This window comes from Sphingomonas faeni (genome assembly GCF_040407505.1).
Lineage (GTDB): Bacteria > Pseudomonadota > Alphaproteobacteria > Sphingomonadales > Sphingomonadaceae > Sphingomonas > Sphingomonas faeni_E.
The window spans coordinates 206609-228832 of the sequence record NZ_JAPZPQ010000004.1 but is presented as its reverse complement, the minus strand read 5'-3'; the positions used below and the strand labels follow the sequence as shown (position 1 = coordinate 228832).

Sequence of the window (22224 nt, the reverse complement as noted above, 5' to 3'; positions counted from 1 at the left end):
CCCTCAACTGAGCCGGTCGATCGCCTCTCGAGTCAGCGATCCGGGGATGATCATTACTGGCACAGGCAGCGCCCCTGCGTCCGTGCCCGCGAAATGCGCAATCAGTTTGCCCGGAGCACCGGTTGCGGCGGCGCCCAGCACCAGCGCGGCAATATCGGGATTTGCGGCAATCATCTCGCGAATGATCTTCGCGCTTTCGCCCTCGCGCACCGTAATCGACGGACGCAGGCCGGATTCCTCCAGCAACGTGCCGGCGGCACCAGCGACCAATCCCTCGGCGTGCAGCCGCGCTTCTTCCTCGATCGTTGCCTGGACGCCGCCGAACGCGATGAACTCCTGTGGCGGGATCACCGTCAGGATTTCGACGCCGCCGCCGGTCTTGACTGCACGACGTGCCGCGAAACGCAGGGCTATGCCTGCTTCCGGACTGTCGTCGATAACCACCAGATAAATGCGCATTTTCGCCCCCGTTATCGTCGGTAGTTGGGCCGCGGCGGGTCGATACGCAAGTGCGACGGGGTTGACCCGAGCGGACGAGGGCGCGAGTAGGCATGCCGTTACGTCACGCCCTGGGGAAATCCATGTCGATCGAGATCAAGATGCCTGCGCTGTCCCCGACCATGGAGGAGGGTACCCTCGCCAAATGGTTGATCAAGGAGGGCGACGTCGTGAAATCCGGCGACCTGATGGCCGAGATCGAGACCGACAAGGCGACGATGGAGTTCGAAGCCGTCGACGAAGGTACCGTGGTCAAGATCCTCGTCGCCGAGGGTACCGACAACGTGAAGGTCGGCACGGTCATCGCGATCATCGCCGAAGAGGGCGAGGATGCGTCTTCGGTCTCGTCTGCGCCCACCAAGAGCGAGACGCCCGAGCCGGCCGCGAAGGAATCGGAAGCCAAGCCCGATCCAACGGACCCGAACAAGACCGGGACCGAGGCCAAGCCGGTCGAGCGGACCGAAGCTTCGGCCGAGGATCATGGCCGTCCTGACGACGCCAGCGCGGCCAAGCCCACCGCCAGTGGTGACCGCGTGAAGGCGAGCCCGCTCGCGCGTCGCCTCGCCGCCGACAAGGGTATCGATCTCGGCGCCGTATCCGGCTCCGGCCCCAAGGGTCGTATCGTCAAGGCGGACGTCGAGAGCGCCAAGCCGGGTGCGGCTCCCGCTGCTGCGAAGACCGAAGCTGCCGCGCCGACCGCGTCTGCTCCTCCGGCCCCTGCTGCGAAGCCTGCGACCGTGCCGGACATCCCGCACGAGGCGACCAAGCTCAGCAACGTGCGCAAGACGATCGCGCGTCGCCTGACCGAGTCGAAGCAGACCGTTCCCCACATCTACCTGACCGTGAACGTCCGCCTCGACGCGCTGCTCAAGCTGCGCGGCGATCTGAACAAGAGCCTCGAATCGCGCGGCGTGAAGCTGTCGGTCAACGACCTGCTGATCAAGGCGCAGGCCGTCGCGCTCATGCAGGTGCCGACCTGCAACGTGATGTTCACGCCCGACCAGCTCATCACCTTCCAGCGCGCCGACATCTCGGTCGCGGTGAGCACGCCGTCGGGGCTGATCACGCCGATCATCGTCGGTGCGGACACCGCATCGCTGTCGTCGATCTCGACGCAGATGAAGGACCTTGCGGGCCGCGCCCGCGACGGCAAGCTGAAGCCAGAGGAATATCAGGGCGGCACCGCCTCGATCAGCAACATGGGCATGTTCGGCATCACGCAGTTCGACGCTGTGATCAATCCTCCGCAGGCGATGATCCTCGCGGTCGGTGCTGGCGAGAAGCGTCCGGTCGTGATCGGCGACGAGCTGGCAGTCGCGACCGTCATGTCGGCCACCGGCAGCTTCGATCACCGTGCGATCGACGGTGCCGACGGCGCGCAGTTCATGAAGGCGTTCAAGCACCTCGTCGAGAACCCGCTGGGCATGCTGGCGTAAGATCGTGACGAGCGCCTCCCCTACCCCGTTCGCCCTGAGCGAAGTCGAAGGGCATGAGACTCATGTACCTCGACTGCGCTCGGCACGAACGGTTTAGGGGGGCGAGATGAAGCAGACGACCATCGAGATCCTGCACATTCTCGCAGGACTCATCGTCGCGGTGGCAATCACCTGGGCGGCGGCATGGTCCTACCCGCTCGGGCAGGACGTGATCTGGTCTTGCGGGGCCGCGGCGATGGTCGCGACCGTGCTGATGGGCGTGGGGCCATTGCGCCGCGCGCGTCGTCTCGACGGAACTACCCGCAGGAGTGAAGCGTGACCGAATTGCCGCCTGAAAAGGCTCCGACGATCCGCGTCACCGCGATGCCCGCCGACGCGAACCCGTACGGCGACATCTTCGGCGGCTGGCTGATGGGTCAGATGGATCTTGCCGCCGGCTCGGTCGCGTCCAGGCGTAGCGGCGGTCGCGCCGTTACGATCGCGGCGGACGCGATGAAGTTCCACATGCCGGTCGTCGTCGGTGACGAGGTGTCGGTCTACGCAGAGCTTATCGCGGTCGGCCGCACCTCGATGACGATCGAGGTCGAGGCGTGGCGCCGCGCTCGCCACAGCAACGACAGCTGCAAGGTGACCCAAGCGCGCTTCATCTTCGTAGCGGTCGGCGACGATCGCAAACCGCGGCCCGTGCCGCCCGAAACCAACTGATTTTCAAAGGACTCTACCGTGGCTGATACCTATGATCTCGTCATCCTCGGCTCGGGCCCCGGCGGGTACGTCGCCGCGATCCGCGCGTCGCAACTCGGCCTAAAGGTCGTGATCGTCGAGCGTGAGCGGCTTGGCGGCATCTGCCTCAACTGGGGGTGCATTCCGACCAAGGCACTGCTGCGCACGTCGGAAATCTATCATTACATGCAGAACGCCGAGAGCTACGGGCTCAAGGCGGACAATGTCGGCTTCGACCTTGCCAAGATCGTCGACCGTTCGCGGAAGGTCGCCGGCCAGCTGAACGCGGGCGTGAAGGGCCTGATGAAGAAGAACAAGGTGACCGTCGTCGAGGGCGTCGGCACCGTGACGGCCAAGGGCAAGTTGAGCGTCAAGCAGGGCGACAAGACCGTCGAGCTCGAAGCCAAGAACATCATCGTCGCGACCGGCGCGCGCGCACGCGACCTGCCGTTCGCCAAGGCCGACGGCGAGCGGATCTGGACCTATCGCCATGCGATGGTGCCGACCGAGATGCCGACCAAGCTGCTGGTCATCGGCTCGGGCGCGATCGGCGTCGAGTTCGCCAGCTTCTACAACGACATGGGCGCCGACGTGACGATTGTCGAGATGCTCCCCCGCATCCTCCCCGTCGAGGACGAGGAAGTGTCGGCGTTCATGGACAAGGCGCTGTCGAAGCAGGGCATCAAGCTGCTGACCCAGACCGGGCTCGAAGGTCTCGTCCCCTCGGCAAACGGTGTGACCGCCAAGATCAAGGCGAAGGACGGCAAGGTTTCGGAGGAGACCTTCAGCCACGCGATCATCGCGATCGGCATCGTCCCCAACACCGAGAATATCGGGCTGGAGGCCTTGGGCGTCGAGACCGACCGCGGCCATATCAAGACCGACGGCTATGGCCGCACTAACGTCGACGGCATCTGGGCGATCGGCGACGTCACCGGCGCGCCGTGGCTCGCGCACAAGGCCAGCCACGAGGGCATCATCGCGGTCGAGAAGATCGCCGGCGGCTCGCCGCACCAGATGGACAAGGCCAACATTCCCGGCTGCACCTATTCGCGCCCGCAGGTCGCATCGGTCGGCATGACCGAGGCGAAGGCGAAGGAAGCCGGCTACGAGCTGAAGGTCGGCAAATTCCCCTTCATCGGCAACGGCAAGGCGATCGCGCTGGGCGAGGCCGAGGGCTTCGTGAAGACGGTGTTCGACGCGAAGACCGGCGAGCTGCTCGGCGCGCACATGGTCGGCGCGGAAGTGACCGAGCTGATCCAGGGCTATGTCGTCGCGCGCCAGCTCGAGACGACCGAGGCCGAGCTGATGGAAACGGTGTTCGCGCATCCGACACTGTCCGAGATGATGCACGAGAGCGTCCTCGCTGCCTACGGCCGGGCGATCCACTACTGATCTTCTGATCCTCCCCCGACAGGGGGAGGTGGCGCCGAAGGCGTCGGAGGGGGAGGTTACGGAACAGTTGTGTCGCTTACCTCCCCCTTCGTCTGGCAAGCGCCAGCCACCTCCCGCTGGCGGGGGAGGATTTGAAGTTGGTACGCCGCGCTTTTCCGTCATCCTGACGAAAGTCAGGATCCAGGATACCGCCCGCAGCCCGTTGTAACTCTGGATCCTGACTTTCGTCAGGATGACGTTTGCGTGAGACCCGGCTGACCGGTTATGCCGGGCAAACCGTCTCGTTTCGGTCCTATCTTGCTTGACGCCAGCCGATGTCCCATCGAAAGGCGGGTCGGTCGCGAGGTCCAGCGCTTAAGATTTCGCGGATAGAAGCCCCCGGTGCAGGACCCGCGAATGCCGATCGAACCTGCCGCTCGCCCCCGACAGCGCTACATCGCCATAGCCGCAGCCGCACTGTGCATCGCCTCGCTAGCGCTGTTCTGGCCGGGCACGGCGATGTACGATACCGTCGCGCAATACCGACAGGTCCTGTCGGGCGTGTACGACGACTGGCATCCGCCGGCGATGGCGCGCGTCTGGGCGCTGCTCGCGGCGTTCGGCCCCGGTGCAACGCCGATGCTGGTCCTGCAACTCGGCACCTACTGGCTGGGCCTTGGCATGATCGCGGCCGCGTTAGGCCGAGTCGGGCGTTCGCGTAGCGCCATCGCCATCCTGGCGATCGGCTTGCTGCCGCCCTTCCTCGGGTGGCAGGGCGTCGTTCTGAAGGACGCGCAGCTCGCCGGTGCGCTGCTCGCGGCAGTCGGGATTATCGGCTGGTGGCGGCTTTCGCGCCGTCCGCTGCCCGGTACGATGTTGGTTCCGGTCGCGCTGCTGCTGGCCTACGCCGTGCTGATCCGCGCGAATGCCGTCTTCATCGTCGTACCCCTGCTCGTCACTCTCGCCCCGCACCCGACCCACCCTGTAGCAAAGCTTGCGACCGGCCTTTTCGCGGTGGTGCTCGTGCTCGGCGTCGCGCCTGTCGTGAACCACCGCCTGCTCCGCGCACAACCGAGCGGCGTCGAGGCGACCCAGGCGCTCTACGACCTCGCCGGCATTGCCGCGCGCGTCCCGACCAGCGACACCACCGGCCTCACGCAGTCAGAGGCGGCGGCCGTGATCGCCCGGGGTTGCGCGAAACCGTTCTTCTGGGATCCGCTCGGCGACGAGGCGCATTGCGGGACGATGATGGCGCGGCTGCGCGCACTGCCGACCGGGGCGCTGTACGTCACGCTGGCGTCGGCGGCGCTACATCATCCGTTCGCCTATGCCGGACACCGTCTCGCGCACCTGAACTCGACCGACCGCTGGTTGGTCCCGTTCCACTGGCCGAGCGCAGCACCGCCTGCCGCCTCCGAGCCGAACACGCTGGGGCTCGTCAATCCCGGCGCCGGCGCGCGCTTGTGGGAGGCGCTGACCGCTGTCGTCGTCGAGACACCGCTGGGCTGGCCGATCGACTGGATCGTCGTCGCGATCGCCGCGCTTGCCGTGAGCCTGTCGCGTCCGCGCGATCCGGTCCGCGACCTTGCCACCGCGCTGCTTGTATCCGCGCTGGCGCTCGAGGCGAGCTTCGCGGTCCTGAGCATCGCGTCGGACCTGCGCTATCACCTGTGGCCGATGATCGCGACCGCGGTGGCGGTCGTGCTGCTCGCCGATCGCGCGCCGCCGCGAAGGATACTTGCGGTCGGCGCCAGCGCACTCGTTCTCGTCGTCGTCAGCGGCACTGCCGCACGCGTCATGCTGCCCCAGCCGCCGCAGACCTATGCAGGCATGCTCGGCTGAGGCCTCTCAAGCCGCAGGTCAGCGCCGCCGACGCACCGTCCTGCGCGGACGGGACACGGTGTCGTAATATTCGGTCGTGGTGGTCGTCGTGGTCACCGGCACGGATTGCACGATCACGGTCGTCGATCCGGCAGGATACGCCTGGCCACTGGTCGTCGTCACCGTCGTAACGCCGTCGGGCGATGTCCAAGTGCCGCCCGGTGCCACGGTATAACGACCGGATTGCGGGTATCCGGCATCATAGGACGGCTGTGGTGGCGGGTAGTCGGCCGCATAGGACGGCGCTGCATAGTCCGGGGCATAATCGGGGGCATAATCGTCCGCACCCGCTGCATAGGCCGGCGGCGGTGCATAGCCGGCGCCATAACCCCGAACCGGCGGCGGCGGCGCCCGACGACCGCGATCCTCGGCCTTGTCGATCGCATAACCGGCCGCCGCTCCGACGCCCGCCCCGATCAACGTCCCGCCGAGTCGATTGCCACGACCACCGATGACGTTGCCGGCGACGCCGCCCGCGACCGCGCCAATCGCGGCGCCACCTACACCGGTATCACGGCGCGGCGTCGGACGATTTGCGTAGGGCTGGACGTAGCCGCGGTCGCTCGGGCTCGCATAGACGTTGTCGTTGCGCGCATAGGCGCGCGGGTCTGCTGCGACGTAGCCGCCACCGCCGGCACGATCCCAGTCGATGTCGCTTGTCGTATCGTAGACCGACCCGCGCGCGTCGATCAGCACCGCGTCGTCGTAGTAGCGCGCCCAGTTATAGCCCTGCGGCGGCTGTGCGAGGCCGTAGTTCGACCAGTCGCCGACGTAGAAACGCGGTGCATTCCAATAGGCCGGCACGGCCCAGCCGCGATGCGGGCGGCGATAACCGGCCCAGCCGCCGGGGGCGTTGGCACCCGCCCACCAGCGCCCGCCGATCTTGCTGCCCCAGCGCGAGGATCGCGGTGAAGCGACCGATCGCGTCGGCGCGTGCACGACGGGCATCTGCGCGGCGATCGGACCGGGACGGCTGGGACGGGCCATCGGCGCCTGCATCGCAATGCCAGGGGCGGTACCGGGCGCGGGATAGCTTGCGCCGGGACGTTGCGCGTCCGCGACACCGCCTGCCAACACCAGCCCCGCGCTCGCGATCAAAAGCCTCCGCATGTTCGTCTCCCTGGTTTGCCACCCGATCCAGCGCAAACGCCGGATATCTTAACGCGTTGCTTACCAAGTGTGCGGGGGAGTCGCCAGACGACGTGGTGTCCCGAAACGGGGCGCGTCGGGCGCGTGCTAGCCTAACCGATCGGCGAGCAATGCCGCCAGCGCCTCGCACCCTGCCGCGTCCTCGGCATCGAACCGCGCGGGCTCCGGACTATCGAGATCAAGCACTGCGATCAGTGTGCCGTTGCGGGTCACCGGTACCACCAGTTCCGACCGGCTTGCCGCGTCGCAGGCTATGTGCCCCGGGAAAGCATGGACGTCCTCGACCAGTTGCGTCTTCAGCGTCGCGGCGGCGGCACCGCAGACGCCCTTGCCGACCGGGATGCGGATGCAGGCGACCTTGCCCTGGAAGGGGCCGAGCACGAGTTCGCCTTCCACCAGCCGGTAGAACCCCGCCCAGTTGAGGTCGGGGAGATATTCCCAAACGAGCGCCGCCGCGTTCGCCATGTTGGCGATCGGATCGGTTTCATCCGTCGTCAGCGCATCGAGTGCGGCGAGCAGGTCGCGGTAGAGATCGGCCTTGGTGCCGGCGGTGATATCGAACTGGTACATGGTGTCTTCCTTGGTCGGCGCCTTGATGGAACTAGCACGCTCCAAAATCCGTCATCCCCGCGAAAGCTGGGATCTCCATGTTGGCGCCAGCGGTCCGTTCCTCAAGGATACCCCAGCTTTCGCTGGGGTGACGGGGCGGGGGGATGGCACCTGATCATGCAACGCTCAATCGTCGCGGACCTTGCCCCGCCCCGCCTTCACCCCGCTGCGTACCTTCTTCGTATCGACCCGCCGCGCCTTCGCCGCCTTGGACGGCTTGGTCGCACGGCGTGCCTTGGGGACGATCGTCGCTTCCTTGATCAGCGCGACGAGGCGTTCGCGGACTTCCTGGCGGTTGAGCAGTTGCGACCGTGAGCCTTCGCTCCGCAGCACCAGCACGCCGTCACGCGTGAGGCGAGACCCGGCGAGCACCGCGATGCGGTTCTTCACCGCCAGCGGCAGGCCGGGCGAGAGGCCGACGTCGAAGCGCAGGATCACCGCGCTATCGGTTGTGTTGACGTGCTGGCCGCCGGGACCGCCCGAGCGCGTCGTGCTCTCGATCAGTTCGCTGTCGTCGATCGAGATCGATCGGGTGATCGGGATCGCGACCATCAGCCCCTGCCCTCAACCCGCTCAGTCGTCGGTAGAGTCGGGCGTCGTTACCGCATCGGCAGCCGGAGCGACGTTGGCAACCGGAGCAGCCTCGTCGGCAAAACCGGCCTTGGCGAACCGCTCGGGCAACGGCGCTTCGGCGAGCACGTCGGGCTTGCCCGGACGCGGCACGATCAGGCGCTGTGCGTGGAGCATCATGCCGAGCCCGTCCGCCTTGCCATACACGCCGTCACCGACCACCGGCGCACCCAGGCCGCTCGCGGCGTGGACGCGGATCTGATGCGTGCGGCCGGTCTCGGGCAGAAACTCGACCAGCGAGCGGCCGTCCCTGATCTCGAGCACGCGCCACTTGGTCCGCGACTTCTTGCCGTCGGGGTCCTCGACCATACGCCAGCCGGTCTCCGCCGTGCTGACCTTGCCGAGCGCCATCTCGATCAAGCCGGACGTACCCTCGACCACGCCATCGAGCAGCGCGACGTAGCGTTTCGAGACGAGACCCTGCTCGAACGCCTGCTGCAACCGGGCATGCGCCTTTGGGTTGCGCGACAGAAGAAGGCAGCCGCTCGTGTCGCGGTCGAGCCGGTGCACCGCCTTCGGCCAGCGCTGGAAGCCGAACTTCAGGCTTTCGAGATGATTTTCGAGGCTCAGCGAGCCATCGCGGGGCGGATCGACCGGCAGCCCTGCGGGCTTGTCGATCACCAGGGCCTCGCCGTCGAGGAAGAGTACGCGTTCACCATGCATGGCGCCGCCCTTGCCATCATTAGCGCCTGCGTGCCAGAGCCCGCGTCGATGTTGCACCGCACGCTGGCCCTCGCGCTCCTGTTCGCCCCCACGATCGCGGAAGCACAATTGTGCGAGGGACAGAGCGCAGCGATCGCTCCGGACGGCCGCGCGTTCGGGCATTTGCCGTACGGCGACGCGCCGGAGACCGAGCTGGTGACGCTGCCGTCCGAGTATTCGGTCGGCAATCCGTGCGTGGTACGCGCCGACATATTGCCCGACCTGTTGCGGCTGTTCGCGGCGGCGCAGGGCGATCCTTCGGTGATGGGGCAGCTTCGTGCGCTGTCGTGCCAGCGGTCGATCGCGCGCCAGCGCAGCGTCTTCTGTCGCGGCGAGACGAGCAGTCCAGCCGACCGCGCGATCTCGGTCGCGCCGCCCGGGTATAGCGAGCATTCGACCGGCTATGCGCTGGACTTCGCGGTGCGTCCGGCGAACGGGTGTCCTGACGCTGAGGCGTGCATGGCCGCGACGCCTGCCGCGCGCTGGCTGCGGCTGAACGCACCGCGGTTCGGGTTCGAGCAGAGCTTTCCCGGTGGGAACAAGCAGCATGTGAAGTGGGAGCCGTGGCACTGGCGCTGGGTCGGCGCGAGCGAGAGTGCGCCTGGGGCGGCAAAGGCCCGGTTCGTATTTGCGCGGGCTCGGCGGGAGTATCCGGCGGATCCGGGGGTTTTGCCGTTGGTGGTGAAGGTTACGGTTCAGCCGCCGGTGCCGGTGGCGCCGGTTGTGGTTGTGCCTTCGAAGAAGAAGCGGCGGTAGCTAGCACCAACGCTTCCTAAGCGATTTGCTTCCCCCAGCGTCGGCACCACCCCGGCGAAGGCCGGGGCCCAATTGGGGGACACCGGTGATGTAGCGCGGCGCTTTATTACCACCACCTCACCAATTGGGCCCCGGCCTTCGCCGGGGTGGTGCTATCTGGTGGACTTGTCCTGCGAAGCAGTGCCGGTCCCACGATCAATCAGTGCAGCACCAGCCCGCCCGGGCGCACGACGCCATCGCGCAGCGCATGGTCGTACAGCAGTTCCGTCTCCAGCTTCACCTGATGCGACAACCGATCGAGCATCGACTCCGCCTGCACGCCGAACGCAGCCCAGTCCTTCGGCGAAATCGTCGGCAGCCAGCGGCCGATGAACGCCTTCCAGTCCGAGCGGAGGATGTCGAGGTCCTCTTCCATCATCGCGATGGTATCGGCCGAGCAATGTGCCTCCATCGCCACGACGGTGCGATCGATGACCTCGTCCTCGACGCCGAGGTGGTCGGCAACTGTAACGGCAAGTTCGATCAGCTTGCGCGAGGCGAGCGCGCTCTGGGTGCTCGGCTGCCGCGCGAGCAGGACGAGGTCGGCGCACTGTCCGGCGATCTTCTCGTGATCGTCGATCAGCCTGGTCCAGTTCGCGCGGTCCTGGTCGGATACTGTCCGCACTGCGATCCTGTCGTTCATGACGCCGCCTACTCCTTGCGAGGGCCACCCGGTAATACTGGAAATACGCGTTACATCGTGTCAGGGATGCAGATAGCGTCGGCCAGCACCTGGTATCTATAGTATTTCCGGCAGTGCGACCGTGTCGAAACGACCGTTTGACGCGGGCCCCTTTGACATCACGCCGTGCCGCGCCTATATCCGCCCTTCTCCACAGCATCCGGGAAATGACATGCCGTCGCGCAGCGTGTCGATCGTATTGGATACCGAGGTTTCATACGCTGAGAGCCGCCGCACCTGATGCGCGCGGCCTTTTTGCGTGAACGTGCGTCCCGCTCGGGGGTTCCCGAGCACGAATTTTCGGCTGACGAGGCAAAATAAACCTATGGCATCCAAGGCGATCGAACACGGCACTGCAAAGCGCCGTATCCGCAAGGTTTTCGGCAACATCCACGAAGTCGTGCAGATGCCGAACCTGATCGAAGTCCAGCGCGAGAGCTACGAGCAGTTCCTGCGCTCCGACAAGTCGATCGGCCACGTCTCGGGTCTCGAGAAGACGCTGCGCAGCGTGTTCCCGATCCAGGATTTCGCCGGCACCGCCTATCTCGATTTCGACGATTACGTCCTTGAGCCGCCGAAGTTCGATGTCGAGGAATGCCGCCAGCGCGGGATCACCTACGCCGCGCCGATGCGCGTCACGCTGCGTCTGACCGCGTTCGAGGTCGATCCCGATACCGAGGCCAAGTCGGTCATCGATATCAAGGAGCAGGACGTGTACATGGGCGACATGCCGCTCATGACCGAGAACGGCACGTTCTTCATCAACGGCACCGAGCGCGTCATCGTCAGCCAGATGCACCGCTCGCCGGGCGTCCTGTTCGATCACGATCGCGGCAAGACGCACGCATCGGGCAAGTATCTGTTCGCGGCGCGCGTGATTCCGTATCGCGGTTCGTGGCTCGATTTCGAGTTCGACGCGAAGGACATCGTCAACGTCCGCATCGATCGCAAGCGCAAGCTGCCCGTCACGGCGCTGCTCTACGCGCTCGGCATGACGTCGGAGGAGATCCTCAACTATTTCTACAACCGCGTGACGTTCGTCCGCGGCCAGGGTGGCTGGATCGTTCCGTTCCAGGTCGAGAACTGGCGTGGCCAGAAGCCGATGTTCGACATCGTCGATGCGAAGACCGGCGAAGTCGTGTTCCCGAACGGCCAGAAGATCAGCCCACGCGCTGCGAACAAGGCGTTCAAGGACGGCCTGACCGATCTGCTGATCCCGACCGAGGAGATCTTCGGTCGCTACAGCGCCTATGACCTGATCGACGAGTCGACCGGCCGCATCTACATCGAAGCCGGTGACGAAGTGACCGCCGAGAACCTCGAACTGCTCGACCAGGCAGGCATCGAGCGTCTCGACCTGCTCGACATCGATCACGTCGCGACGGGTCCGTGGATCCGCAACACGCTCAAGGTCGACAAGGCTGAAGAGCGCGAGCAGGCCCTCAGCGACATCTACCGCGTGATGCGTCCCGGCGAGCCGCCGACGCTGGAGACGGCCGAGGCATTGTTCTCGGGCCTGTTCTTCGATCCGGATCGCTACGACCTGTCGGCCGTCGGCCGCGTGAAGCTCAACATGCGTCTCGACCTCGACGTCGAGGACACCGTGACGACCCTGCGTACCGAGGACATTCTCGAGGTCATCAAGACGCTCGTGAACCTCAAGGACGGCAAGGGCGAAATCGACGATATCGACAACCTCGGTAACCGTCGTGTTCGTTCGGTCGGCGAGCTGCTCGAGAACCAGTACCGCGTCGGCCTGCTTCGCATGGAGCGCGCCGTGAAGGAGCGCATGTCGTCGGTCGACGTTTCGACCGTCATGCCGAACGACCTGATCAACGCGAAGCCTGCGGTTGCAGCGGTCCGCGAATTCTTCGGCTCGTCGCAGCTGTCGCAGTTCATGGATCAGACCAACCCGCTGTCGGAAGTCACCCATAAGCGTCGCGTGTCGGCACTTGGACCAGGTGGTCTGACGCGTGAGCGCGCCGGCTTCGAAGTGCGCGACGTTCATCCGACGCACTATGGCCGCATCTGCCCGATCGAGACGCCGGAAGGCCCGAACATCGGCCTGATCAACAGCCTCGCGTCGTTCTCGCGCGTCAACAAATACGGCTTCATCGAGACTCCGTACCGCAAGGTCGTCGACCACAAGGTCACCGACGACGTCGTCTATCTGTCGGCGATGGAAGAGGCCAAGCACACGATCGCGCAGGCCAACGCCGAGCTCGATTCGTCGAACGGCTTCGTCGAGGAGCTGGTGTCGTCGCGTCAGGCTGGCGAATTCCTGATGGCGCTGCCGGACAACATCACCTTGATGGACGTCAGCCCCAAGCAGCTCGTCTCGGTCGCCGCATCGCTCATTCCGTTCCTGGAAAACGATGACGCAAACCGCGCGCTGATGGGCTCGAACATGCAGCGTCAGGCCGTGCCGCTAGTTCAGGCTGAGGCGCCGTTCGTCGGCACCGGCATGGAAGAGACCGTGGCACGCGACTCAGGTGCAGCGATTTCGGCCAAGCGTGCGGGCATCGTCGACCAGGTCGACGCGGCGCGTATCGTGATCCGCGCAACCGGCGAGATCGATGCCGGCAAGTCGGGCGTCGACATCTACACGTTGATGAAGTTCCAGCGTTCGAACCAGTCGACCTGCATCAACCAGCGTCCGCTGGTGAAGGTGGGCGATGCGGTTCGTGCCGGCGACGTGCTCGCCGACGGCCCGTCGACCGAGTTCGGCGAGCTGGCGCTGGGTCGCAACAGCCTCGTCGCGTTCATGCCTTGGAACGGGTACAACTACGAGGATTCGATCCTGATCTCCGAGCGGATCGTGAAGGACGACGTGTTCACGTCGATCCATATCGACGAGTTCGAGGTGATGGCTCGCGACACGAAGCTCGGGCCTGAGGACATCACGCGCGATATCCCGAACGTCGGCGAGGAAGCGCTTCGCAACCTCGACGAGGCGGGCATCGTCTACATCGGTGCAGAGGTCGAGCCGGGCGATATCCTCGCCGGCAAGATCACGCCGAAGGGTGAATCGCCGATGACGCCGGAGGAGAAGCTTCTCCGTGCGATCTTCGGCGAGAAGGCCAGCGACGTGCGCGATACGTCGCTTCGCCTGCCGCCGGGCGTGTCGGGCACGGTCGTCGACGTTCGCGTCTTCAACCGCCACGGCATCGACAAGGACGAGCGCGCGATGGCGATCGAGCGCGAGGAGATCGAGCGCCTGAAGAAGGATTCGGACGACGAGCGTTCGATCCTGAACCGTGCGACCTGGTCGCGTCTTCGCGAGATGCTGCTCGACCAGACCGCCACCTCGGCGCCGAAGGGCGTCAAGAAGGGCGTCGTGATCGACATGGATCTGCTCGACAGCGTCGACCGCCACGAGTGGTGGAAGTTCGCGGTCGCCGACGACAAGGTCCAGAGCGATCTGGAAGCGGTCAAGATCCAGTATGACGATGCAGCCAAGCTGATCACGGACAAGTTCCACGATCGTCGCGAGAAGCTGGAGCGTGGTGACGAGCTGTCGCCGGGCGTGCTGAAGATGGTCAAGGTGTTCGTCGCGGTGAAGCGCAAGCTGCAGCCGGGCGACAAGATGGCCGGCCGTCACGGCAACAAGGGCGTCATCAGCCGCATCCTGCCGGCGGAGGACATGCCGTTCCTCGCCGACGGTACGCCGGTCGATATCGTGCTCAACCCGCTGGGCGTGCCGTCGCGCATGAACGTCGGGCAGATCTTCGAGACGCATCTGGGCTGGGCCGCACGTGGCCTGGGTCAGTCGATCACCGCGGCTCTCGAGACGTGGCGCGAAGAGAATCCGGACGCCAAGCCGGGTGCGATGCCCGAGGCGGTCCGCGATCGTCTCAAGACGGTGTACGGCGAGCAGTATCATGCCGAGATCGACGCCCGCACGGGTGACGAGATCGTCGAGCTTGCCAAGAACCTGAAGGGTGGCGTGCCGATGGCGACGCCGGTGTTCGATGGTGCCCGCGAAGCCGATGTCTCGGCGATGCTGGCGCTGGCGGGCCTCGACACGTCGGGTCAGTCGGACCTGTTCGACGGCCGCACCGGCGATCAGTTCGATCGCAAGGTGACGGTGGGCTACATCTACATGCTGAAGCTCCACCATCTGGTCGACGACAAGATCCACGCACGGTCGATCGGGCCGTACTCGTTGGTCACGCAGCAGCCGCTGGGTGGTAAGGCGCAGTTCGGTGGGCAGCGCTTCGGCGAGATGGAGGTCTGGGCGCTCCAGGCCTACGGCGCGGCGTACACCTTGCAGGAAATGCTGACGGTGAAGTCCGATGACGTTGTCGGCCGCACCAAGGTCTACGAGGCGATCGTCAAGGGCGACGACACGTTCGAGGCCGGCATCCCGGAGAGCTTCAACGTGCTCGTCAAGGAAATGCGCTCGCTCGGCCTGAATGTGGACCTGAAGCAGTCGGAGCCCGGCTTCGACAGCGACGGCATCCAGATCGCGGCGGAGTAACGCGGTTGATTTAGCTCCCCTCCCGCTCGCGGGAGGGGTCGGGGGTGGGCTCCCGGCCGGTGATGGAGCGCCAAGATCGAACCGGGTGCCCACCCCTTCCCAAGCGAGAGCTTGGGCCCCTTCCCCTCCCGCTTGCGGGAGGGGAGTTGGAAGGATCAATATATGAACGAGATGACCCCCTTCGCCAATCCGGTCGCCAAGACCGAGACGTTCGACCAGATCCAGATCGGCATCGCGTCCCCGGACAAGATTCGTTCGTGGTCGTTCGGCGAGATCAAGAAGCCCGAGACCATCAACTACCGCACGTTCAAGCCCGAGCGTGACGGCCTGTTCTGCGCGCGCATCTTTGGTCCGATCAAGGATTACGAGTGCCTGTGCGGCAAGTACAAGCGCATGAAGTACAAGGGCATTGTTTGCGAGAAGTGCGGCGTCGAGGTTACCGTCTCGAAGGTTCGCCGCGAGCGGATGGGCCATATCGAGCTCGCCGCCCCGGTCGCGCACATCTGGTTCCTGAAGTCGCTGCCATCGCGCATCGGCCTGCTGCTCGACATGCAGCTGAAGCAGCTCGAGCGCGTGCTGTATTTCGAGGCGTACATCGTGATCGAGCCGGGCCTGACCCCGCTCGAAAAGTACCAGTTGATGACCGAGGACGAGCTCCTCGACGCGCAGGACCAGTATGGCGAGGACGCGTTCTCGGCCGGTATCGGTGCCGAAGCGGTCCGCATCATGCTCGAATCGCTCGATCTCGTCGGTGAGCGTACCGCGCTGCTCGAAGAGCTCGCGGTCACCAAGTCCGAGCTGAAGCCCAAGAAGATCATCAAGCGGCTGAAGGTCGTCGAGAGCTTCATCGATTCGGGCAACCGCCCCGAGTGGATGATCCTCGAGGTCGTTCCGGTCATCCCGCCCGAGCTGCGCCCGCTGGTGCCGCTGGACGGTGGTCGTTTCGCGACGTCGGATCTGAACGATCTGTATCGCCGCGTGATCAACCGCAACAACCGCCTGAAGCGCCTGATGGAGCTTCGTGCACCGGACATCATCGTCCGCAACGAGAAGCGCATGCTCCAGGAGGCCGTCGACGCATTGTTCGACAATGGCCGCCGCGGTCGCACGATCACGGGCGCCAACAAGCGTCCGCTGAAGTCGCTGTCCGACATGCTCAAGGGCAAGCAGGGCCGCTTCCGCCAGAATCTGCTCGGCAAGCGCGTCGACTATTCGGGTCGTTCGGTCATCGTGACCGGGCCTGAGCTGAAGCTGCACCAGTGCGGCCTGCCGAAGAAGATGGCGCTCGAGCTGTTCAAGCCGTTCATCTACGCACGCCTCGATGCGAAGGGTCTGTCGATGACCCTGAAGCAGGCGAAGAAGTGGGTCGAGAAGGAGCGAAAGGAAGTCTGGGATATCCTGGACGAGGTGATCCGCGAGCATCCGGTCATGCTGAACCGTGCGCCGACGCTTCACCGTCTCGGCATCCAGGCGTTCGAGCCGGTATTGATCGAGGGCAAGGCGATCCAGCTTCACCCGCTGGTCTGCTCCGCGTTCAACGCCGATTTCGACGGCGATCAGATGGCCGTGCACGTCCCGTTGAGCCTCGAGGCCCAGCTCGAAGCACGCGTCCTGATGATGTCGACGAACAACATCCTGTCGCCTGCCAACGGCAAGCCGATCATCGTGCCGTCGCAGGACATGGTCCTCGGTCTCTATTATCTGTCGATGATGAAGGAGAACGAGCCGGGCCAGGGGATGCTGCTCGGTGACATGGCCGAAGTGCACCAGGCGCTGAACGCCCAGGCGGTCACGCTGCACACCAAGGTCATCAGCCGCGTTCCGCAGACCGACGAGAAGGGCAAGCAGTACCTCAAGCGGTACGAGACGACCCCGGGCCGCATGCTGCTGGGCGAGTGCCTGCCGCATAGCCACAAGGTGCCGTTCGACACCGTCAACCGCCTGCTCACCAAGAAGGACGTGGGCGACGTGATCGACGAGGTCTATCGTCACACCGGCCAGAAGGAGACCGTGCTGTTCGCCGACGCGATCATGTCGCTCGGCTTCCGCCACGCATTCCGCGCCGGCATCTCGTTCGGCAAGGATGACATGATCATTCCGGACGCCAAGGTTGGTCTGGTCGACGACACCAAGGCGCTCGTGAAGGACTTCGAGCAGCAGTATCAGGACGGCCTGATCACGCAGCAGGAGAAGTACAACAAGGTGATCGACGCCTGGAGCCGTTGCGGCGACCAGGTCGCGAACGCCATGATGGACGAGATCCGTGCGGTGAAGGTCGACGAGGAGACCGGCCGTGAAAAGCCGATCAACTCGATCTACATGATGGCCCATTCGGGTGCTCGTGGTTCGCAGGCGCAGATCAAGCAGCTTGCCGGTATGCGTGGCCTGATGGCGAAGCCGTCGGGCGAGATCATCGAAACGCCGATCATCTCGAACTTCAAGGAAGGCCTGACCGTCCTCGAGTACTTCAACTCGACCCACGGCGCTCGCAAGGGCCTCGCGGATACGGCGTTGAAGACGGCGAACTCGGGCTACCTGACGCGTCGTCTGGTCGACGTGTCGCAGGACTGCGTCATCATCGAACCGGATTGCGGCACGACCCGCGCTCTGGAGATGAAGGCCATTCTTCAGGGTGGTTCGACGATCGCAAGCCTCGGCGAGCGCATCCTCGGTCGTACGACCGCGGAGGACATCGTCGATCCAAAGACCGGCAAGGTCGTCATCCCGTCGGGCACGCTGCTCGACGAGCCGATGATCACGACGATCGAAGGCCTCGGCACGCAGTCGTGCAAGATTCGCAGCCCACTGGTCTGCGAGTCGAAGATCGGCGTCTGCGGCAAGTGCTACGGGCGCGATCTCGCCCGCGGTACGCCGGTCAACATCGGTGAAGCTGTCGGCGTCATCGCCGCGCAGTCGATCGGTGAGCCGGGCACCCAGCTGACGATGCGTACGTTCCACATCGGTGGCGCGGCGCAGCTCAACGAAACGTCGAACCTCGAGGCGCATGCCGACGGTACGGTGCAGTTCCGCGATCTGCGTATCATCGTCGACCAGCGTGGCCGTCGCGTGGTGCTCAGCCGCTCGGGCGAAATCGCGATCGTCGACATGGACGGCCGCGAGCTCTCGGTCGATCGCATCCCTTACGGTGCGTATGTGCTGTTCGACGATGGTCACATCGTGTCGCGTGGCGATCGGATGGCCGAGTGGGATCCGTTCACCATGCCGGTGATCACGGAGAACCCGGGCACGATCAAGTATGTCGACCTGATCGAGGGCAAGACGCTCACCGAGCAGACCGACGAAGCTACGGGCATCGCCCAGCGCGTCGTGATCGAATATCGTGCGGCGACCAAGTCGAAGGAGGATCTGCGTCCGCGCATGACCCTGCTCGACGAGACGTCGGGCGAGACCGGTCGTTATATGCTGGCGATCGGCGCCACGCTGTCGGTCGAGGATGGCGCACAGGTGTTCGGCGGCGACGTCGTGGCCCGCGTCAGCCGCGAGAGCGCCAAGACGCGCGACATCACCGGTGGTCTGCCGCGTGTTGCCGAGCTGTTCGAGGCACGTATCCCCAAGGACTCGGCGATCATCGCCAAGATCTCGGGCCGCGTCGTGTTCGGCAAGGACTATAAGGCGAAGCGCAAGATCGGCATCCAGCCCGAGGATGGCGGCGACGTCGTCGAGTATCTGGTGCCGAAGTCGAAGGTGATCGACGTCCAGGAAGGCGATTACGTCAAGCGCGGCGACAACCTGATCGGCGGTTCGCCCGATCCGCACGACATTCTCGAGACGATGGGCATCGAACCCCTCGCCGAGTATCTCGTGTCGGAAATCCAGGAGGTCTATCGTCTCCAGGGCGTGAAGATCAACGACAAGCACATCGAGACGATCGTTCGTCAGATGCTGCAGAAGGTCGAGATCACCGACGGCGGCGACACCACGCTGCTGAAGGGCGAGCAGGTCGATCGCGAGGAAATGGACGCGACCAACGAGAAGCTCGAGAAGAAGCAGACCCGCGCACAGGGCAAGCCTATCTTGCTCGGCATCACCAAGGCGTCGCTGCAGACCCGCAGCTTCATCTCGGCGGCATCGTTCCAGGAGACCACCCGCGTCCTCACCGAGGCTGCGGTCCAGGGTAAGCAGGACATGCTGATGGGCCTGAAGGAGAACGTGATCGTCGGCCGGCTCATTCCGGCAGGCACCGGTGCAGGCCTCAACCGCCTGCGTGTCGTGGCCAACAGCCGCGACGCCGCGATGCGCGTCCAGCAGCGCAAGATGGCGGAGGTGTCGATCGTGGCACCGATGTCGGCTGCCGACGAGCACGCCGCCGAACTCGCACGTTCGCCGCGTGATGCAGGCGGCACGGGTGAGGATCCGCTCGCCGCGGTCGTCACCTCGGGCACCGGCACCGACGCGGATGCCGGCGAGTATCTGAACGAGACCGAGTAATCGGTTTCGTCAGACGCCTTCCGCGCTGACTAAGAAAAAGGCCGCCGTCCGGGATACCGGGCGGCGGCCTTTTTCGTTTTGGGGCGCAGATGCAGAGAAGGACCGATCGACCTTCAGGACTTTTGAAGAGCTTCAGTCCAAAATTTCCCGTTCGGTTTGATGGGTTCGTAGGGTACAGTTGTCAGGCAAGCTGTTTCCCCGCGAAGGCGGGGATCCAGACTGGGCTCCCGCCTTCGCGGGAGAACAAGAAGGTGCCGCCGTCGAACTGCGGGTCGGCTCCTACTCAAGAGGGATACCGACGCGGTCCGGCGTCCCCCGTTCTGCAAGACAATGGTTTTCGATTTTGCGCCACCGTGAATGCCGGAACTTGTCCGGCATTCACGGTGGAATTTTGATCTGGCGGTCCGAACTAACCGTAGATCGGCCCTCCCCCCAAGCGCATACGGCTTCATGCTATGTAGCAAGGCGTCGGCAATTTCTCCGCAATAAGATGAGTCGCATTCCCGCAGTACGGCTGCAGCGGGTGCCGTGGAAACTAGCGGCCGGGGAGGACCACATGGGGTCGAAGCGGAAGATCGTCCTCGCCACGATCGGCTCGCTTGGCGATCGGCATCCCTTCATCGCGATCGCCCTTGCGCTGGAGGCGAGAGGGTTCGCGGTCGTGCTGGCGGTCCCTGCCGACCACGTTGCCAAGGTGGAAGCCGCAGGCCTCACCGGCATCGCGATCGTCGGCGGGTTCGACGCGCTGACGGAGACGTTGGGCATCCCGCCCGACCAGGTCGCAAAGCGGATCGTGTCGGATCAGACTTATCTGATGAACCGCATCCTGATGCCGTGGCTGGCCAACAGCACGATGGCGCTCGAAGACGCGATGGAGGGGGCAGTCGCGCTGGTCGCCTCGCTTTTCGTGTTCGCCGCGCCGATCGTCGCGGAGACGCGCGGCGTGCCGCTGGTCAACGTCCTGCTCCAGCCAATGGCGACCTTCTCCGCCTATGCGCCACCCCGCACGCCCGACTTCGCGATGATGGCCCACACACCGACCGGGCCGATCGGTCGCGCCTGGAACCGGTCGGTGTACCGGGTCATGCGCGGCGTCCTGCGACATCGGTTTGGACGGCACGTCGATACGGTTCGCAAGACGCGCGGCCTGCCGCCGTCACGCCAGGCGTTGCTACTCGAGACGCCCGCGAGCGCAGACCTGACCTTGTGCTGCTATTCGCCGGCCATCGCGCCGCGCCAGCCCGATCTGCCGGACATCGCGCGCGTCACCGGTTTTGCGATATTCGACAGCGATACCGGCGCCCCCGAAACGCTCGATCCCGCACTCGAGGCGTTCCTCGCTGCCGGTCCATCGCCGCTGGTCTTCACGCTGGGATCCTTCGCGACGTTTGCGCCGGGCGACTTCTACGCCACCGCAGTCTCGACCGCGTGAACGCTCGGGCTGCGCACAGTATTGCTGACCGGTAGCGACGATCAGGCAGCGGCCAGCGAACACATTCATGTCTGCCGCTATGCGCCGCACTCGCTGCTGTTCCTGCTAGCCTGCGCGATCATCCATCATGGCGGCGCGGGCTCCACCGGCCAGGCGCTACGGGCAGGCAAGCCGCAACTCGTCGTCCCGCATATGGGCGATCAATACGATAACGGGCACCGCATCCAATCGATCGGCGTCGGCAAGACGCTGTCGTCGAAGCACTTCACGATCGCGCGCGCTGGTGCTGCCATCACCGCCATCCTGACCGACCGAATGCGCGCGACGGCCGCGCAGATCGGCGCGCAGGTTGCGCGGGAGAACGGCGCGGGGGCCGCCGCGGACGCGATCGCGGCGCTCGTCGTTGAGCGTGGCTGACTTCGTCGACAGTTTTCAGGGATCATGGTGACAAAAAGATCATCGACGACGGGCGTTGCCGTCGCGCCTTGGCGGGGCTAGGCGGACTGCCGATGCGGTCGGCGTACCATCCTTCGTCGATCGAGACGCGCGGTTCGACCCGACGGCGCAGCGGCGCGTTCGTGCTGACCGTCATCGCGCATGTCCTGATCCTGCTACTGCTGTTGCGACTGGCGCCCTCGGTGACCTCGAAACCTGAAGAGCGCCGCGAGCCGGTCACGTTCCAGATCGCCCCCGATCAGACTGCCCCCACGCCCGAGAAGCGCACGCCGTCACCGACCAAGGCAAAGCGTGCGAGCGGGGGTTCGCCGCAGCGCGCGGCACCAAGGGTCCCGTCCGCACAGGCGCCTCCTGCCCCGCCGAAGTCGCCACCACCGTTGCCGATCAAGATGCTCGGTGGGATGGAGATGTTCGATGCGGCGGATATCTCGAAGATGCCGTCGCACCCCGACGACCAGCTTGCCGGCGGTGACGGTGGCAGCGGGTCGGGCAAGGGCAAGGACAGCGGTGCAGCCTATGGCCCCGGCGAAGGTCCGGGTGGCGAGCGGCTGTACAAGGTCGAATGGTATCGCCGACCGACCGATGCCGAACTCAACGGCTATCTGAAAAGCCCGCCGCCGCCGAACAGCTGGGCGAAGATCGCCTGCCGGATGATCGCGAATTACCAGGTCGAGAATTGCCGAGCCCTCAGCGAGTCGCCGGTAGGATCGGGTCTAGCGCGCGCGATGCGCCAGGCTGCGTGGCAGTTCCGCGTCCGCCCCCCGCGCGTCGGCGGGAAGCAGATCCTCGGCGGATGGGTGGAGATCGATATAGAGTTCAACTCCGGGAAAGCACCGGACTAGGTAGGCTTCTGATCCTCCCCCGCTAGGGGGAGGTGGCTGGCCCTTGCCAGACGGAGGGGGAGATAAGGTACAACGTTGGTTGCGTG

Annotated in this window: 17 protein-coding genes; 11 read left to right on the top strand and 6 right to left on the bottom strand. The window is 65.2% G+C overall.

Features of this window, described 5'->3' with window-relative positions; genetic code table 11:
- Nucleotides 1–3 precede the first annotated feature (3 nt).
- On the bottom strand, nucleotides 4–459 hold the full coding sequence (locus O6X71_RS14260; protein ID WP_107952148.1) for a universal stress protein: 456 nt from the start codon (nucleotides 457–459) through the stop codon (nucleotides 4–6).
- Between the two features lie 122 nt (nucleotides 460–581).
- Between O6X71_RS14260 and O6X71_RS14255 the strand changes: the two genes are divergently transcribed.
- From O6X71_RS14255 to O6X71_RS14235, 5 genes are all read left to right on the top strand, one after another.
- Nucleotides 582–1934 carry a pyruvate dehydrogenase complex dihydrolipoamide acetyltransferase gene (locus O6X71_RS14255; RefSeq protein WP_353466410.1) on the top strand — a complete coding sequence of 451 codons (1353 nt, stop codon included), beginning with the start codon at nucleotides 582–584 and terminating at the stop codon, nucleotides 1932–1934.
- 106 nt (nucleotides 1935–2040) lie between these two features.
- Nucleotides 2041–2253 (top strand): hypothetical protein, encoded by a 213-nt coding sequence (locus O6X71_RS14250; RefSeq protein WP_353466409.1) that lies wholly within the window; start codon nucleotides 2041–2043, stop codon nucleotides 2251–2253.
- Between the two features lie 44 nt (nucleotides 2254–2297).
- A complete protein-coding gene (locus O6X71_RS14245) occupies nucleotides 2298–2639 on the top strand; it encodes an acyl-CoA thioesterase (protein WP_056487075.1) in 342 nt (113 codons plus the stop codon).
- Between the two features lie 18 nt (nucleotides 2640–2657).
- The gene (gene lpdA, locus O6X71_RS14240) at nucleotides 2658–4052 is read left to right on the top strand and encodes a dihydrolipoyl dehydrogenase (RefSeq protein ID WP_277982343.1); all 1395 of its coding nucleotides are present in this window, start codon (nucleotides 2658–2660) and stop codon (nucleotides 4050–4052) included.
- A 396-nt stretch (nucleotides 4053–4448) separates the two neighbouring features.
- Nucleotides 4449–5873 carry a hypothetical protein gene (locus O6X71_RS14235; protein WP_353466408.1) on the top strand — a complete coding sequence of 475 codons (1425 nt, stop codon included), beginning with the start codon at nucleotides 4449–4451 and terminating at the stop codon, nucleotides 5871–5873.
- A gap of 18 nt (nucleotides 5874–5891) precedes the next feature.
- Here O6X71_RS14235 and O6X71_RS14230 read toward each other — a convergent pair whose 3' ends face one another.
- The 4 genes from O6X71_RS14230 to O6X71_RS14215 all read right to left on the bottom strand — a co-directional run bounded on the left by O6X71_RS14230 (nucleotide 5892) and on the right by O6X71_RS14215 (nucleotide 8963).
- Nucleotides 5892–7022 (bottom strand): RcnB family protein, encoded by a 1131-nt coding sequence (locus O6X71_RS14230; RefSeq protein ID WP_353466407.1) that lies wholly within the window; start codon nucleotides 7020–7022, stop codon nucleotides 5892–5894.
- A 126-nt stretch (nucleotides 7023–7148) separates the two neighbouring features.
- Nucleotides 7149–7631, bottom strand: coding sequence for a GAF domain-containing protein (locus O6X71_RS14225; protein ID WP_353466406.1), 483 nt, complete (start codon nucleotides 7629–7631; stop codon nucleotides 7149–7151).
- Between the two features lie 165 nt (nucleotides 7632–7796).
- Nucleotides 7797–8222: an alternative ribosome rescue aminoacyl-tRNA hydrolase ArfB gene (arfB, locus tag O6X71_RS14220; protein ID WP_093399511.1), complete on the bottom strand. Its 426-nt coding sequence runs from the start codon at nucleotides 8220–8222 to the stop codon at nucleotides 7797–7799.
- 21 nt (nucleotides 8223–8243) lie between these two features.
- Nucleotides 8244–8963, bottom strand: a complete 720-nt coding sequence (locus O6X71_RS14215; protein ID WP_353466405.1) for an RluA family pseudouridine synthase — start codon at nucleotides 8961–8963, stop codon at nucleotides 8244–8246.
- Between the two features lie 48 nt (nucleotides 8964–9011).
- On the opposite strand from O6X71_RS14215, the gene O6X71_RS14210 reads away from it, so the two are divergent.
- A complete protein-coding gene (locus O6X71_RS14210; protein WP_353466404.1) occupies nucleotides 9012–9758 on the top strand; it encodes a M15 family metallopeptidase in 747 nt (248 codons plus the stop codon).
- 199 nt (nucleotides 9759–9957) lie between these two features.
- Here the strand turns inward: O6X71_RS14210 and O6X71_RS14205 are convergent, their stop codons facing one another.
- Nucleotides 9958–10440 (bottom strand): hemerythrin domain-containing protein, encoded by a 483-nt coding sequence (locus O6X71_RS14205; protein ID WP_056486723.1) that lies wholly within the window; start codon nucleotides 10438–10440, stop codon nucleotides 9958–9960.
- Nucleotides 10441–10804: 364 nt separating this feature from the next.
- On the opposite strand from O6X71_RS14205, the gene rpoB reads away from it, so the two are divergent.
- The 5 genes from rpoB to O6X71_RS14180 all read left to right on the top strand — a co-directional run bounded on the left by rpoB (nucleotide 10805) and on the right by O6X71_RS14180 (nucleotide 22138).
- Nucleotides 10805–14959, top strand: a complete 4155-nt coding sequence (gene rpoB / locus O6X71_RS14200; protein ID WP_056051380.1) for a DNA-directed RNA polymerase subunit beta — start codon at nucleotides 10805–10807, stop codon at nucleotides 14957–14959.
- Nucleotides 14960–15121: 162 nt separating this feature from the next.
- A complete protein-coding gene (gene rpoC / locus O6X71_RS14195; RefSeq protein WP_056060318.1) occupies nucleotides 15122–19408 on the top strand; it encodes a DNA-directed RNA polymerase subunit beta' in 4287 nt (1428 codons plus the stop codon).
- A 556-nt stretch (nucleotides 19409–19964) separates the two neighbouring features.
- Nucleotides 19965–20840 carry a hypothetical protein gene (locus tag O6X71_RS14190; protein ID WP_353466403.1) on the top strand — a complete coding sequence of 292 codons (876 nt, stop codon included), beginning with the start codon at nucleotides 19965–19967 and terminating at the stop codon, nucleotides 20838–20840.
- 21 nt (nucleotides 20841–20861) lie between these two features.
- Nucleotides 20862–21257: a glycosyltransferase gene (locus O6X71_RS14185; protein WP_353466402.1), complete on the top strand. Its 396-nt coding sequence runs from the start codon at nucleotides 20862–20864 to the stop codon at nucleotides 21255–21257.
- A 92-nt stretch (nucleotides 21258–21349) separates the two neighbouring features.
- Nucleotides 21350–22138 (top strand): hypothetical protein, encoded by a 789-nt coding sequence (locus tag O6X71_RS14180; protein ID WP_353466400.1) that lies wholly within the window; start codon nucleotides 21350–21352, stop codon nucleotides 22136–22138.
- Nucleotides 22139–22224: the final 86 nt, after the last annotated feature.

Coding starts and splice junctions, on each gene's coding strand:
- O6X71_RS14215 (WP_353466405.1), bottom strand. CDS start 8,963: ATGCATGGTGAACGCGTACTCTTCCTCGACGGCGAGGCCCTGGTGATC.
- O6X71_RS14210 (WP_353466404.1), top strand. CDS start 9,012: ATGTTGCACCGCACGCTGGCCCTCGCGCTCCTGTTCGCCCCCACGATC.
- rpoC (WP_056060318.1), top strand. CDS start 15,122: ATGAACGAGATGACCCCCTTCGCCAATCCGGTCGCCAAGACCGAGACG.
- O6X71_RS14205 (WP_056486723.1), bottom strand. CDS start 10,440: ATGAACGACAGGATCGCAGTGCGGACAGTATCCGACCAGGACCGCGCG.
- O6X71_RS14245 (WP_056487075.1), top strand. CDS start 2,298: ATGCCCGCCGACGCGAACCCGTACGGCGACATCTTCGGCGGCTGGCTG.
- O6X71_RS14225 (WP_353466406.1), bottom strand. CDS start 7,631: ATGTACCAGTTCGATATCACCGCCGGCACCAAGGCCGATCTCTACCGC.
- O6X71_RS14255 (WP_353466410.1), top strand. CDS start 582: ATGTCGATCGAGATCAAGATGCCTGCGCTGTCCCCGACCATGGAGGAG.
- O6X71_RS14250 (WP_353466409.1), top strand. CDS start 2,041: ATGAAGCAGACGACCATCGAGATCCTGCACATTCTCGCAGGACTCATC.
- O6X71_RS14190 (WP_353466403.1), top strand. CDS start 19,965: ATGGGGTCGAAGCGGAAGATCGTCCTCGCCACGATCGGCTCGCTTGGC.
- O6X71_RS14230 (WP_353466407.1), bottom strand. CDS start 7,022: ATGCGGAGGCTTTTGATCGCGAGCGCGGGGCTGGTGTTGGCAGGCGGT.
- O6X71_RS14235 (WP_353466408.1), top strand. CDS start 4,449: ATGCCGATCGAACCTGCCGCTCGCCCCCGACAGCGCTACATCGCCATA.
- O6X71_RS14180 (WP_353466400.1), top strand. CDS start 21,350: ATGCGGTCGGCGTACCATCCTTCGTCGATCGAGACGCGCGGTTCGACC.
- arfB (WP_093399511.1), bottom strand. CDS start 8,222: ATGGTCGCGATCCCGATCACCCGATCGATCTCGATCGACGACAGCGAA.
- rpoB (WP_056051380.1), top strand. CDS start 10,805: ATGGCATCCAAGGCGATCGAACACGGCACTGCAAAGCGCCGTATCCGC.
- O6X71_RS14260 (WP_107952148.1), bottom strand. CDS start 459: ATGCGCATTTATCTGGTGGTTATCGACGACAGTCCGGAAGCAGGCATA.